Below are 15,663 nucleotides of genomic sequence, written 5' to 3' on the forward strand. Positions count from 1 at the left end.
CCACTTGAGGTCTACTTAAACTTCTCACCAGTAAACATTAGAAGCCATGTCTTTCTCTTATTCTTATAAGCATCAATGAATACGCCACCAAGATGTGCAACAATCAATACAATTAAAGAGTTTGAAATGATCTCGTGAATATCTTCTAATAATTGATTGCCAAAGAAGCGATCAAGTCCCATGAGAAAACCAGTAATCCCAAGTCCACCAATTGCAGTCCACATTAACCAATAGACATACTTTGCTTTCTCATTATAGTGAGACACTTTGCGGCCTTTACTAATTAATAAGCGAATGAAAACAAAGGCAACACAGGCATAGCCAAGGTAGCGATGAATTTGCTTGCCTTCTTCAAGAATAAAAAGATTTAAAATGATAATAAAGGCCACTCCCCAATGGAGTAGCCTAAATTTTAAAGGTAGTTTCAAATCATTCACTAGTGATTCTCTTTCTTTACGATAGAACCATCAACTGGATTGAAATAGATTTCGACTTTATTCTTATCTTTGTCCCATCCATAGATTTCGTAGCAATTGCCTTCAGTTACTTTAAATTCATTAATCTTATATCCTTGTGATACGAGATTTGATTTAAAAGTTTCTTGATCTTGCCACTTGCTTTTGTCTTCAGTTGTACATTGTGTTTTCTTAGAACAAGAAACAAAAGTCATACCTAATAATACCATTACAAATATTTTCTTCATATATACTCCTTATGGTTCAACGTCATTACTTTTTTATATTATCTAATTGAATTCACATGAGGTCAAAGTTTTAGCTGTTGTAATAATATCTTAACTATCATATGACACACATATGAAAATCTTAATTCTACTACTTTGCTTTAGTGCTACGGCCCAAGTCATCAATCGCCAATCAATTGCCAAAATGGCAAAGAGAAATCATTTGGCCCTAGAATATAGTGAAGTTAAGAAACTAATGTTTTCAACAGTTGATAATATAAATGGTGTTGTCTGTAGTGCCTATACACCCAGTCAGTGTCAAGAAAGATACCAGCGTCGCTATAAACGAAACTTCAAACTTAATATTGAACACACTTGGCCGCAATCAAAAGGTGCTGATGAGCTGCCAGCAAATAGTGATATGCATCACCTATTTGTGACGAGTAAAGAGTCCAATAGCAAAAGAGCAAATCTTCCTTTTTGTGATGCAGTTTATGACTACTGGCAAATGGATGGAAGTATTCAAGGCTTTGATGAATACTCTCAAGACTGTTTTGAACCTCAAGATCATCACAAAGGAAATGTCGCTAGAGCGATGTTCTACTTTGCTATTCGCTATGATTTTTCCATTGATAAAGATCAAGAAGCAACTCTTAGAAAATGGAATATAATTGATCCTGTTGATAATCGCGAGTTAGAAAGAAATGAGATTATTCAAACTCTACAGGGTAATATTAATCCATTTATCTTAAATCCTGAATTTGTTGATGCAATAAAAGATTTTTAGAGCGTTAGAGCGTTAGCGTTAGGGGCGCGGGTACCAATGGAACTTTCAATAACTTAGAATTCATTTTGCACGTAAAATAGTAATGAAAGTGCCTAAATGAGCAGAGACTCAGTTAATCAGCCCTAATTTTAAGATAAATCACTAAATTGTGCGCCGCTCATCCTAGATTTTGACGAATTTTTTACGCTAAGTAGTTAAAATTTCCATTGGTACCCGCGCCCCTAATTGAAAAAATTTAATATCAAATTGAAAAAGTTATGCATTAATGCAGCAAGAGTATTATTACTTCGCTAACAAATGTGAGGTAAAAATGAAAACTTTAGTACTAAACTTAAACAACTCAAAAACAATTCAAGAAGTCTCTTTCTTATTCAAACAAGGCTGGGAAACTTATCGTAGAAACGCGCTTCCCTACAGTCTCTACACACTCCTGTCTTCAGGCTTAATCTGGGCACTATCTTCAATCCCATTCGCTTCAAGCCTAGTCTTCCCTCTTTACATGGCCGGTCTCTACACAGCGATAAAGTCGTCAGAAGAAAAAGAGATACTAACTCTTACAGACTTTTTAAATATTGAAAAAGGAAAACTTGGAGCAATTTTAAAAGTAGGAGCACTAACTTCACTATTAACAATGATTGGATTTATTGCATTTATTATTCCCGGTGCATATGCATTTTGCTCATATGCATTCACAACACCTCTAGTTCTTGATGCGAATAATAAAAATCTAACAGCATGGGAAATTTTAGAGAAAAGTCGTAGAGTTTTTCATAGCAATTGGAATTTGATTCTCGTCATGATGTCTTCATACTTTCTTATTTCAATTCTAGCACTACTTCCTCTAGGTCTTGGACTTTTCATCAGTACACCATTTTTAGCATGTGTTAACTACAGCCTATACAAGAAACTTAAATAACCCAAAGCGCTTCGGCGCTATTTCTTTGCGAGATAACTATGCCCAAGAAAAAGTTAATCAGACAAAACTTGTACCCCTATCACGTTATTACAAGAAACAACAACCGCGACTGGTTTAATATTCCAATATATGAAGTGTGGGATATTTGCAAAGAATCTCTTATCTATGCATTAGAGCGTGAAAAAGTAGAGATCAATTGCTTTGTTCTGATGTCAAACCACTATCATCTTCTCCTAACGACACCACATGAGAATATCGATCGATTCATGATGCATTTTAATTGGCGTATTAGTTTTATGATTTCCAATAGAATAAATGTAATTAATCATAAGTTTAGTAATCGTTATAAGTGGTCAATTGTATCAAAGCAAAGTTATCTTTTTAATGTCTATCGTTATATTTATCAAAATCCAATTCGTGCAGGAATTTGTGATGAGTGCAAGGACTACCCATATAGTTCATTACACTTTTCTAACTTTGAAGCAGAGTTATTCAACTATAGGCCACATCTTAACTACTCCGATTCAAAGCACTTAATAGAAAAAAGATTCGACTCTGAGTTTGATAACTGTATTCGTAATAGCCTAAAACGAAGCTACTTTAAGCCAAAGCAAAAGATATCTGTACTTTACAAGAAAAGACTTAATGACTTTAAATACGGCGTAAGTCATTGAAACTTCCATTGGTACCCGCGCCCCTAAAACCATTGGTACCCGCGCCCCTAAAACTCAAAACTTAGTAATCAACTATTCCATCGGGAACGACGACATAGCGAATTCGACTTCTATGCTCTTTAGAAATATTATTATTGATCCACTCTTTTAAGTTCACGGCATTTTGTGGGCGGATATATGAAAGATCAATTAGGATATGAATCCCATCCACTGCTTCAAGTTTATGCTTAATACTATTTCCAGACTGCTCGATATTAAAACGCCAATTTTGATCAAATAAAGGAGCAATAGGAGTTTTCACATCCCAGAAAACGCCCTGTCCATCAACAAATTCTGTCCCTTCTGGGCCACGAGAAATTCCTGCAGTAAGAATTCCACTCTCCTGAGCATAAAGGCCACTTACGGCCTCAAGAAGACTTGTTTTTGTTTGCTTAAAGTTGTGATCTGGATCTGCTGATAGTGAATCAAAGTCTTCATGGTCTAAATATCTCGCATTGACTTGTGCCATATCATCTTTAAAGAGATGCCAAAGCATAATATTCTCTTCATTAACTGAAGCAGAGAGATACTCAGACATTGCCTGTCGACAGCTAATATCGGCAACAGATCTTGAGGAATTAAAAGAGCTTGTGGATCTATTAATCCCACTTTCATCAATCGAAGAATAAAGACTTACAAATGAAAGTATTGTAATAAATACTATTGATGAAAGGAGAAACTTAAGTCGCATAATAGATTATCGACAATTTTACTCAATAGTTTAGTAGATTACGCTCAAAGTATTGAAATGATTAGTTTTCGTTATTTTTGGTTTTAGATAGAAACCAGTATTCACCTATAAAGATTAAAGCTAGTCCAATAAGAGAGGCCCAAATAATAAAATCATCCTGCTTAAGTTTGACCCAAAATAAAGCAAATAGAATTATTATATCAACAATAATTGCGGTTATAAGAATAAAGGCATTTGCTTTTATTTTGTTTCTAAGTTTTGTTAGTACTCCCCAATGTACTGCAATATCCATGATAATATAAAAGATGGCCCCCAATGAAGCGATACGACTTAAGTCAAAGAAGATCGTCAGTATAATAGCTATCACGATAGTATAGACAAGAGTATGTTTTTGAATACTCCCTGGCATACCAAAGTGGCTATGAGGAACGATTTTCATATCTGTTAGCATTGCAAGCATTCGTGAAACGGCAAATGCGCTAGCAATAACTCCTGAAACAGTTGCTACGATAGCAAAAATAACAGTAAGCCAAAGACCAGTTTGTCCAAAAGCAGGTCTCGCTGCTTGTGCAAGAGAGTAATTCTTGGCCTGTATAATTTCTACTACTGTTAAATTTGATGAGACAGCAAAAGAAGTAAGAAGATAAATAACCAAACAAATAAAAATAGAAATCAAAATTGCACGGCCCACATTCTTGTGTGGATCTTTAATCTCTCCTCCACTATTTGTAATCGTCGTAAATCCCTTATAGCCCAATACACCTAAGGCCACGGCTCCGAGAAACCCAAATGGGTCACTATGACTAGTGGTTTTGATCGCTTCATCAAAGTTAATACCAGTTGCCCAAAGCCCACCAATGGCCAATGCCAACAAACCGGCAATTTTAATAAATGACATAAAAAATGAAAAAGTTTGAATAAACTTATTACTTAATATGTTTATGAAAAATGCAAATATTAAAAGTCCGACACCTAAAACAGGAACCAAGTAATCCAACTCTTTTCCACCAAATAATTGCAGGGTATAAGTCGCAAATGTTCTTGCAACTAAACTTTCATTTATCACCATAGAAAAATACATAAGAAGAGCACAGGAAGCTGTCATGGTCCCTTTTCCATATGCTTTTTCTAAGAACATTGCTATCCCACCAGCTGAAGGATAGTAATTAGATAACTTAACATATGAATATGCACTAAAGCCTGCGACGATGGCAGCGACAAGAAAAGCAATTGGAAACCATTTCCCACTTAGCTCGGCCATCTGCCCTGTAAGAGCAAAAATACCTGCGCCAATCATAACTCCAGTTCCCATTGAAGTTGCACCCCAAAGGCTTAGGCTATTTTTCTTGTAATCTGTCGTGTGATTATCGTGATCCATATTAAAAAATTGTACAAACGTCTTCTAGTAAAGCTGCGTGTTTATTGCGAAGCTCAATTGGATCCTCAAAAGTCATGGATGCTGTCTTTTCAGAAAGTGTTGAGCTTTCACCGCTTGGAAGCAAGCACTTAATAGAAGCTGAGCATTCATTCTTATGCTCACCTATCATTTTAGTTTCAATATTTAGCTTAACTCTAAGTTCTTGAGAGGCTTTTCCAGGAAACTTCTTGCATAGATCAATGAGAGACTTCTTAAGCTGGGGATTCTCCCACTTTAGGGCCTCAATGATTGATGGCTCAGTAGAGCTAACACGATAAAGATCGCCGTCAATAAAACACTTAATCCCCTTATCTACGGATGTTTCAAGATAACGATATGCAAAGTTTTCTAAATTATGAATAAAGAGTGATGAAATCCCACCTGATTCGATTAACCAATCACGATTCTTAGCATTCATCTCTTCAGTAAGCTTTTCTTTATCAATTTTCGTCATATATACATAATACTTGCTAAATCAATCTAGTAAAGTAATTCTATAATTATAACTTTTTTATAACTAGAGGAAGAGTATGAGTAATGTATTAGAACCATCTTTAAAATCGAAGAAGGCCGGAATCGCCTTCGGATTCGTCATTTCCTTTGTTCTCGGTGCAGCATTTGTCTTCTCTGCACTAAAAGCAGGAATTACCCCAGGAATTAGCCCCCTTGTTGTTTTATTTGGTTGGGTTGCCATGGGTGCCTTCTTTAAGAAGGACATGAAGGGCTTTCTAGCGATGGCCCAAGTAACTGGATCTGCCGGAGTTGCAGTAACAGCTGGTGTCGCTTTTGTCGCACCAATTATCCAAATTTTAGCAGCTGAGCTTGGTGAACCTGTTCCGCCAGTTGATATTCTATCTCTTATTCTATCTTCTGCGGCCGGTTGTTTTCTCGGTTGGGGTTTTGTAGGACTTGCAACAGAGAGATTCTTAACTGATCCAAAGCTTCCGGCTCCCGAAGCTGTTGCTTGTGATCGCTTAATTCAAACAGCAGCTGATAATCCTCAGGCACGTCCACCACTAATGCTTTCACTTGTACCTGGTTTATTATTTGGTTTTGTGATGGCGTTTTTAAGTCAAATCAAAGTATTAAAAGCAAGTATCTATGACCTTAAGTTCACTCTTAGTGGCGTTGAAACAAAACTTCCACTGCCAATTAACCCACTCTATTTTGGAATTGGTGCACTTCTTACTGTTCCAACAGCAGTCTTAATTTTCTTTGGAGGACTTCTAAACGCAGTTGTTAAAGGAATGTCTGCGGCCCAAGGAATGCCAGGAACAACTTTTCGTTGGGTTGGTGGTGCGGCCATGGTTGTGGCCGTTGTTTATTCACTAATCGCTTATATTATTGAAGGTCGTAAAACTCGTAATGCCCTTGCTGATAAAGAAGCAGATTATAATGCTGAACAATTAGAAATCCCACACGATAGAAGAAAGCAGCTTCTAGGATCAATCGCTTTTGGTGCCATCCTACTTCTTGCCATGATGATTTATTCAGGTGCAACAATTGTAGGTATTGTGGCCCTTGGTATAGTTGCCCTACTACTAATCTTTTTCCTAAGTGGTCTAGGTGCTCTTTTATCCCTTCAAGTTGGTTCATCCGCTTCACCTGTTTCAGGAACAGTATTTATGGGAATGCTTGTTCTAAGTCTTGTGGGTCTTGCCATTGGACTAGAAGGAATTCAAGGTGTTTACTTCTTAGTTCCAATTATTGTTGCAGCTTGTGTTGCCATTTGTGCATCTAACGATTCATCACAAGATTATAAGACAATGCAATTTAATGGCCTAAAGGTTTCAAGCTCATTTGTTGGGCAAATCGTAGGTCTTCTTGGTGGAGCTATTTCAGTTCCTCTTGCAGTTTACGTTGCACATGAGACAGGAACTCTTGGAAGTGAGGCCCTACCAGCACCACAGGCCGCCTTCTTTGCAACAGTTTTAAAGTCACTATTTATTCAAAGTGATATTCCTCTTATGCCAGTTTTAGCAGGAACAGGACTTGGTCTTGTTGCAGTAACTGTTGAAATAATTGGAAAGCGCAAAGGAATCATTCTAAGCTCACTTGCCTTTGCCGTTGGGATCTATCTTCCTTCATATATTGGAACGGGAATTCTACTTGGTTCTCTTGCAAGACTATCGGGAACAAAGTCAGTGACTAAAATCACTCACCGAGGAATCCTAACAGCAGCAGGACTTATTACAGGAGATGCTCTCTTTGCACTTCTTTTTGGAATTCTTGCCATTGCAGGAATGGAAATTGCTGGAGTTGAAGGGTTTAACTTTCAAACAAGCTTAAGCGTACTTTTCTTTGTTGGTCTACTACTTACAACAGCAATCAACTACGCGAAAACTTCTGCAATCGAGAAATAACTCTCAGGGTGCCATGCACCTTTTGTTTCGCACATGCGAAACAAAAGGTGCATGGCACTTACCACTTACTATTGAGATAAGTATGTACGGACTGAATCATACTAACATCTGGAGTTTCAGTCGTTATGATAACTTCATTAATTTCTCCATTGAAGTAATCACCACTACCACCACCAGTTGTTCCACTTAAAAGATTTGTTTTACCTGAGCGGCCACCAAGACCAATTGCTCCACTTTTACCATTTGAAGGAAAGACTCTTGTTGTGGTTGATGCAGTACCAATACTATTTGAATTAACAACACACTCTAAAGATCCATTTGCCCCGTCAGGGCCAGTATAGTTAGAGTAATCATAGAGCCAAGATACATGGTAAACAGAATCAGCATTAATAGGTGTGTTAATTTGAATAAATGGTTGCGCGCCATCTCCATCATCAACAGTATTCCAAAATGCACAATATAACTTCCCTTGATCAATATAAATATTCATCCCTCTAGTCGATCCACCTTCTTCATAAACAACTTGAGTCGTACTGATATTGGCCCCTGTTTTTAATGAGATCGTTATATTTTTTGAAGTCGTAACCGTATCATTAATTCCAGCTTGAGTTGAAAGTCGATAAGTTGTATCCCCCGCAAATTCAAGGGCATTCGTTGATATATTATAATTTGCTCCTGCCCCCGACTGAATACTCCAGTCATATATTATTCCACTTCCAGAAATATCAAGTAGCGTACTCGCAACACCAGAAAAAAGCGGATCACTAGCGTCATAACCTGAAGGGTCTAAGATACTGGCTAAGTCCTGGCCATCGTAGTGTAGAATCGTAGAAGGTAGTCCACCACTAGCAATATCGTAAACTTGCCATACATTAGATGTGGCAATTAGAGAGTCATTATTACTCGTATCAACTCCCTTAACTGAAATATAGTAATCGACACCTTCATTTAATAATAAAGATATACCTGCCACGCCATCAATGGCCTGATAACTTTCAACAGTACCAATATTGGTCCATCCTAAGATATCATCACCACCTGCAGTGGTACCAATAGCAAATTCATAATGGTCAAGAATAAAGTATGATGACTGAATTGGAGACCAGCTTAAAGTAGCACTACTTGTTTGAGTTGAGTTATTAGTTAAGGCCAAATTATTTGGTGAACTTAGCTCACTACCAGACCATTTCCCTCTTAAATAATCATGGATAGCATTAACTCCAGTAGCGTCAGGAGTTGAAGCGGCAATAATAAATTCTAATATTTTTCCCTTAAAGAAGTAATCCTGATTACTATAAATCACACCATCATGAAAATGAGAACTATTCAATAAAGCACCAAGTCCAATATCTCCAGCGTGAGAAAATAAACGTGAAGTAGTCGCAACACTTCCAACTGAAGAGTTATTAATATAACACTCAACTGAACCATCAGGGCCTGCAGCACCAGCATAATTTCTATAATCCAGTGACCAGGTTATATGGTAAGTTGAGTCAGTTGAAATTGGTGAAGAAACAGACACAAAAGGCTGAACTCCGTCACCGTCATTTGAGTTATTCCAGAATCCACAATAGAGATTTCCACTGTCGATATAAATATTCATTCCGCGATTAGCATCACCTTCTTCATAAATGACTTGCCTTGTATTGATATCATTTTCAGTCTTAACAGAAATAGTTAAATTTTTCTCAATATCGGTACTTAAATTTAAGTCAGCATGCTCTGGAATTTTTAAATAAGTAGTTGATCCATTAAACTTTATATTTCCACTTATAAAGTCTGGGTCTGAAGTAGCATCAGCGATAGCATTATGAACATTGACACTAGCTGACTTATCTTCCCATGTATAAACATTGCCATTAAAAGAAGGACTATCTGCTGAAATTGCAAGATTATCTTTTACTGTTAATAAGTCGGCACTATCAAGCCATACCAACATATTTGGAAGTGAATCTTCAACAGGTGTAATTTGCCATGCAGCTGAAGTCATAACAGTAGATACGTTACCGGCATAATCAACGGCCCTTACAGATGTATAATAATCCACACCAGTACTTAGATTTATATTCATCCCATTAAGGCCATTTTGAGCCTGATAAGAAGTCACATTACCAATATACTTAAAACCTGACGTGATATCACTAGCACCAGGACTCGTTCCAATTGCTAACTCATAAAATCTCATGGCACAGTTATCAGTGGCACTAGACCAAGATGTAGTTGTTGCAACCGATTGAGATGCCTCACCTGAAACAGAAATATTTGAAGAGAATACGGGACTCGTATTATCATAACGGAAACCAAGCGTATCAGTTACGACACTACCATAAGTTCCACCTAAGGATTTCACTCTAGCACTTGGATAAATAATGGAACATTCCACAATTCCAGTAAGATTTGAGAAGCTGTGACTTTGATTCGTTCCAACATTTGTAAAACTTGCGATACTATCAGTTCCTGCAGATGAACCAAGTCCGACCTCAATAGAGTCAAAACTTTCTGCAGGGTTTGTCCAACTAATCACAGGACTATTAATTGGCGTTCCTCTAATCCAAACTGCAGCACTTGATAAGTTACTTACACCACCAGTAATGGTACTCGTAAAACTTACTCCGTTAGAGGTCAGCCCATTTAAACTCGCAGAAACGCTTGTTGTCCCAGCACTTGTGGCCACGACCTGCCCTGTAGAATCGACAGTTACAACACCAGAAGGAGAAACTGCATAGTTAGCAAAGTTTGTTATATCGATTGTCGATAAATCACTTAAATTTAATATTGCAGATAACTGAGCACTTCCTGAAACCTCTAAGACTGTTTGACTTGCCGATAAACTAATTGAAGTAAAAGTTGGACAAGTTAAATTTACATTAGTGATATCTGAACCAGAGATAACTCCAGAGGCATTAGCGAGACTACAGTTGATTGTAGGGTTTACTGTAGGATTAGCAATTGTAATGCTATAAGAATCGGTATCAAAAAGCTCAGTAGCAAATTGATAACTACTTGCCCCTGCTGGGATGTATAGATTCTCTACTCCATTTAGATTCAAAGTAATCCCACTATGATTAAGATTAGCAATAGAGCCACTAATCTTTCTTGAATTTGGTATTGAGCCCCCCATCCAAGATAGGATTGGAGCAGTGAAGGCACCATGCCCTTCTAAATTATAGCCTTCGTCTGGTACACGCCAACCGGGAGATGAGACAAAGTCGAAACTCGTATACCTTCCTGCTGAACTTGCACTGGCCTGTGCAACAGCACTTCCAAGAGTGTTAAAAGAGTCATCTCTATTTTCTTGGATATAAAATGATTGAGTGACCGATAAAGAACCTGCTGAAAACTCCTCACCAAGAATGGCCCCCATAGTTAAAGAGTCGAAACTTGAGCCTGTATTTTGAGTAACGATACCGTGAGCATAGACATCAGTAACCGAGTCCACAATTGTTGAATTTAAATATCCGACAATACCTCCGGCACTTCCGTCGGCTTCAACATTTCCAGTACTGAAGGAATCGGTAATACTTCCTTCTAATTGATAACCAATCAATGCAGAAATATTGCGACCGCTTGCAGTGATATTACCAGTAGCAAAGCAGCCTCTTGTATCACCTCGATGTAGACCGACCAGCGCTCCTGAAGAGTTTCTTACGCCAGAGACATTCCCGCTTGCATAAGAATTTTCAAGGTAGCCGCCTCTAAAATATCCAATCAATCCACCTACATAATCAGCAGTACCATTATTGATGATGACGTCACCAGTCGCATAAAGTCTTTCAAAGCGAGAGGTCCATGAATTGGCATATCCTAAAAGGCCACCAATATAAGATCTTGGTGTTGGATTGGTAATATTAACAGTTGAAGTTGAGTATGAGTCTCTAAATTCTTCACCAAAGAAATATCCAGCGACTCCACCAACAAATGAAGTTCTTGCATCAATTGTTCCGGTAGAGAAAACATTATACATGATAGAGTTTTCACCATGAAAGCGGCCAGCGATACCACCGACAAAATTAGATTGCGCATTGATATTCATTGATGAATTAGAGTCATGAATTGTCGAGTCATCACTAAGCAGACCAACAATTCCTCCAATATATGAAGTAACAGAATTATAACGATCATCCGCAACAGAGATTGTTCCGGAACTAGTTGAATTAGTTATTGTCGCACTACTTCCCGATCCAAGTATCCCTCCAACATGAGAAGAGCCAGCACTGATACTTCCAGTAAAACTACAATTATCAAGGTTAACGCTTCCAACAGAGCGTCCAATAAGTCCTGCAACATGGCCATCACTTGCATCTTTTGGCGAAGAAATATCTCCCGTTATTGTGACAAATGAAATACTTCCGCCAGCAATTTCTCCAGCTAGACCACCTACATAATTATTAAAAGCAAATACACTTGAATCAGAATTAACATTAGTAATAGTTGTATTTGGTTCTTGAATTTGGGCCACTAATCCCCCAACATATCCAAGACCATTAACAGTATTATTTAAGTCAATATTATCAAGGCTAAAGCTTCCATCACTTGAAGTGACGATACCGATGAGGCCACCGGTATAATTATTCCCTTGTACATTAACTGTACTAGAAATATTGCTCATACTTAAAGTAGCGCTAGAGCTGGCCACACCGATCATACCACCAGTATTTAAAATACCTGTTACACTACCTTCAAGCGTAATATTATCAAAAGTATTTACTCCATTAGCATTTCCAACAATTGAGCCAACTTTTGTATATCCATTAACTGAGAAGTTTAAGAAATCAATATTCTTAACTGTGGCACCACTCATGGTTTTAAAAATCCCCACATTACTAGCAGATGGCCTATTAATGACAAAGTTTTTAACAGCAAAACCTTTACCGTCTAAGACTCCAGTAAAATTCCCATTTAGCGGATTAATTGTACTACCTGCAAAATCAATATCATTAGCAAGTTCAAATTTTGCACTAGGATTAACTTCAATATTTTTAAAGTGATTTGGATTACAAATAATATAAGGGATGGTGTCACCATTACCGCCGCTATTATAATTTGCATATAAAGAGCCACTAGCACCACTATCACTACAAGAGTTACTACTAATAGACTTATTAAGAGTTCTAGTAATAAGCGGAGATACGATGGCACCTGTATCATCTTTTAGTTGAGCATTGATTGTAATAGTACCCGATGTAAGTTCTGTTGCATCAATTAGTGCTACCCAACGATTATTGCTCTGACATATCGTCGATAATGTTACTGAGCCTGTGATACTAATTTCTTCTCCAACAACTCCACACTCTCCGTGAATTAACTTAGTCGTTGCAATTGGAGCTCCATTGGCATCTGGATATGTAAATGAAATTGAGTAGGTTCCCACACTTACATTTGCGACGGGATCTGTAGAAGTTATAATGTCTAATTGTTCAGTATTTGCTGCAATAGCGCTTAATGTCTTTTCTGATCCAATCCCAAATAAATTTGGTGTCTCCTCATTAATTGGGTCATCACTAAAAGTTTGAATCGAATTAAAACCATAATTGGCCTCATTCATAAAATCAAAAATAGCGTAGTTATAATCAAGAGTTTCACCTGGAAGTTTGAATCCGACACTTGGCATGGACCAATCATTTGCACCAGCAAAACTAAATCCTGTATAACTTAATTCAGATGCCATTTCCTCAGCAGTAAGTTGATTCCCGAACCTGTTGAAACCATTAAAAGGTTCTGCAGAGGCCATATCTGTAAATGTAATCGAGTCCAAGAAGAATGTGTTATTAGCTAAGTTGACGTTTGAGCTCGTTCCAAAAACCGGTCCAAAGATACTTTCCCCTAACGTTGAGTCTGAAGACTTATTAATACTACCTACCATATAGGCATTCGTAATGGTTGTTGCATCATCGATATACCAGCCGGTAATACCACCAATATTTCCATCACCTTCTAAGTTGGCCTTAACAAAAACATCATTGATATTATTTTGAAAAGCAAGGCCTGCAATACCACCAATATAACGAAGTGACCCACTTATATTTCCACCAGCATAGGCATTGTATATTGGTGTTTTTAGATAACCAGCAATTCCTCCGATTAAAGATCTTGCCCCAGTAATATTTCCAGTATTGAAAACATTGCTAATACTTTGGGCCTCAACATAACCAAAGAGTCCACCAACATTATCTGCAATACCATTATTAAAGTGAATACTTCCAGAGTTGTATAATTTATCAAAAATAACATCACTTTTTTTAGTATAACCTGCGATACCACCAATATATGCCTTTGGAGTTGGGTTCGTAATCGTGATATTTGAATGAGAGAATGAGTTTGTAATAGACTTCCCACTCATAAAACCAACTAGGCCTCCAACATTTGAAGTCATTGCCTCTATCGCTCCTACAGAATAAGAGCTATCAATCGTTGTATTTTCTCCACCAAGGAATCCGACAAGGCCTCCAACATAGTAAGCAGTAGAGTTTATATCGACATGAGAGTGTGAACCTGAGATTGATGAGTCTAAGTTAATATTACCAACTAGACCTCCAACAAATTTTACAACACTATTATAGTAATCTTCATTAACAACGATACTTCCTCTCGTATAAGAGTTTGTTATCGATCCAGATAGTAATCGTCCGATTAATCCACCAGTGTAGCTACCACCAGAGGTAATATTAGAGACGACTTTAGAATTACTTATGGAATGCGTACCTTTGGCGTGTCCAATTAGACCACCAACATTTACATCAACAGCGTCTTTTGAAGTTCCAACAGAGCCAATATGAGAAACATTATCAAAGCTTCCCCCAGCACTCTCTCCAATAAGACCACCAACCACAACACCAGTACTTGTAATACTTCCTTTGTGGTGAACATTTGTAAAAGTTTGATTTGGCTCTAAAATTAAACCGGCAAAACCACCAACATAGTCATGGCCTGCTACATTTGAATAGATGTCTGTATTGCTAACATTTAAAAGGCCGTCGTTAGTATTGATATAACCAATCACTCCACCTGTGTAGTTATTGGCATTAACATCAACTTGTATTTGAGAGTCAGAAATATTAAGTGAGCTTGAGCTATTACCCAAACCGATTAAACCACCGGCCATAGTAATTGCATTTACTTTCCCTGAAACTCTGATGCTATTAATCGTTCCAGCTCCTCTCCAGTCTCCTGCGAGTAAACCAACACGACTATTCCCCGTCACCTGTGCGTTGTGAATATGTAATTCACTAATATTTGCATCCGAGATATATTTGAAAATCCCAACACTATTATCAGCGGCACGATTGATAATATAATTTTTAAGAGCATATCCTCGACCATTAAGTTCACCTGAGAAGACAGCAGCTATAGGAACAATATTTTGACCAGCAAAATCGATATCGGTCGCGAGTTGAAATCTTGAGTTTGGGTTAAGAGCGATATTTAAAAATTGCTGAGAAGTACAAATTTTATATGGAATCAAAGATCCATCTGCACTTTCTGAGTTGGCATATAATTTAGTTAAATTTGCAGAATCCTCACAGATATTGTCTTGCTTAGTAAAGGTTCTTGAAGCAACAGAAGAGCCTCCACTCATATTTTTATCTTTTAATTGAACGTTAACTGTAACAGCTCCCACTGCTGACTCTAATGCTGAAACTGGTGCTGCCCAATGATAATCACTCTGACAGATCGAGTATAAATTAACAGCACCTGTTACCTCAATTGGATAACCTGGCTTACCACAATGGCCAGAAATTACACTATAACCAGAAATTGAACTTCCATCTGAGCTAGGTCTTAGAATAGTGATTTCAAAAGCGCCAGGAGTGACAGTAAGACTCCCTTCAGTTTCAAGTGAGTCATCACAGGACACCATTGTGAACGCTAAGATTATAAGAATAAAATTTAGCAATATTTTGTTCATTTTCTACCGTCAATTAAAGAAAAATTGTTTTCAGGAAAACACATAGATGATTGTAAGCGACTATGCCTCCCCACAAACAATAATCCTTTATCTCATCGTAATTATATCTATTTATGTTTAGTAATTTCTGAACACTGCAAACAAAATAAATTGAAACCGGCAAATTTTATTGGCTAGACCAAAGAGGA

The 15,663-nt window shown here is 37.5% G+C and carries 10 protein-coding genes; 4 read left to right on the top strand and 6 right to left on the bottom strand.

The annotated features are described in order from the left end of the window. Nucleotides 1–11 precede the first annotated feature (11 nt). A complete protein-coding gene (locus tag ACN5L8_RS05980) occupies nt 12–437 on the bottom strand; it encodes a cytochrome b/b6 domain-containing protein (protein ID WP_419172596.1) in 426 nt (141 codons plus the stop codon). Further along, complete coding sequence (locus ACN5L8_RS05985) at nt 437–703, bottom strand: PepSY domain-containing protein (protein WP_115361293.1); 267 nt, start codon at nt 701–703, stop codon at nt 437–439. The genes ACN5L8_RS05980 and ACN5L8_RS05985 overlap by 1 nt, the downstream gene beginning before the upstream one ends. A gap of 112 nt (nt 704–815) precedes the next feature. Between ACN5L8_RS05985 and ACN5L8_RS05990 the strand changes: the two genes are divergently transcribed. The 3 genes from ACN5L8_RS05990 (at nt 816) to ACN5L8_RS06000 (ending at nt 3,059) form a co-directional block, all read left to right on the top strand. Then, nucleotides 816–1,469 carry an endonuclease I family protein gene (locus tag ACN5L8_RS05990; RefSeq protein ID WP_334678979.1) on the top strand — a complete coding sequence of 218 codons (654 nt, stop codon included), beginning with the start codon at nt 816–818 and terminating at the stop codon, nt 1,467–1,469. A 310-nt stretch (nt 1,470–1,779) separates the two neighbouring features. Continuing rightward, entirely contained in the window at nt 1,780–2,385 is a 606-nt protein-coding gene (locus tag ACN5L8_RS05995) for a hypothetical protein (RefSeq protein ID WP_419172597.1), read from the top strand. 38 nt (nt 2,386–2,423) lie between these two features. Next, on the top strand, nt 2,424–3,059 hold the full coding sequence (locus tag ACN5L8_RS06000) for a transposase (protein WP_120404340.1): 636 nt from the start codon (nt 2,424–2,426) through the stop codon (nt 3,057–3,059). 61 nt (nt 3,060–3,120) lie between these two features. On the opposite strand, the gene ACN5L8_RS06005 is transcribed toward ACN5L8_RS06000, so the two are convergent. The 3 genes from ACN5L8_RS06005 to ACN5L8_RS06015 all read right to left on the bottom strand — a co-directional run bounded on the left by ACN5L8_RS06005 (nt 3,121) and on the right by ACN5L8_RS06015 (nt 5,660). Then, on the bottom strand, nt 3,121–3,789 hold the full coding sequence (locus ACN5L8_RS06005) for a hypothetical protein (RefSeq protein ID WP_419172598.1): 669 nt from the start codon (nt 3,787–3,789) through the stop codon (nt 3,121–3,123). 61 nt (nt 3,790–3,850) lie between these two features. Then, the gene (locus ACN5L8_RS06010; protein WP_419172599.1) at nt 3,851–5,167 is read right to left on the bottom strand and encodes an APC family permease; all 1,317 of its coding nucleotides are present in this window, start codon (nt 5,165–5,167) and stop codon (nt 3,851–3,853) included. A gap of 1 nt (nt 5,168) precedes the next feature. Next, the gene (locus tag ACN5L8_RS06015; protein ID WP_419172600.1) at nt 5,169–5,660 is read right to left on the bottom strand and encodes a hypothetical protein; all 492 of its coding nucleotides are present in this window, start codon (nt 5,658–5,660) and stop codon (nt 5,169–5,171) included. 76 nt (nt 5,661–5,736) lie between these two features. Between ACN5L8_RS06015 and ACN5L8_RS06020 the strand changes: the two genes are divergently transcribed. Beyond that, on the top strand, nt 5,737–7,569 hold the full coding sequence (locus tag ACN5L8_RS06020; protein WP_419172601.1) for an OPT/YSL family transporter: 1,833 nt from the start codon (nt 5,737–5,739) through the stop codon (nt 7,567–7,569). Between the two features lie 58 nt (nt 7,570–7,627). Here the strand turns inward: ACN5L8_RS06020 and ACN5L8_RS06025 are convergent, their stop codons facing one another. Further along, entirely contained in the window at nt 7,628–15,475 is a 7,848-nt protein-coding gene (locus ACN5L8_RS06025; protein ID WP_419172602.1) for a hypothetical protein, read from the bottom strand. Between the last annotated feature and the right edge of the window lie 188 nt (nt 15,476–15,663).

This window comes from Halobacteriovorax sp. (assembly GCF_048381875.1).
Classification (GTDB): Bacteria; Bdellovibrionota; Bacteriovoracia; order Bacteriovoracales; family Bacteriovoracaceae; genus Halobacteriovorax_A; species Halobacteriovorax_A vibrionivorans.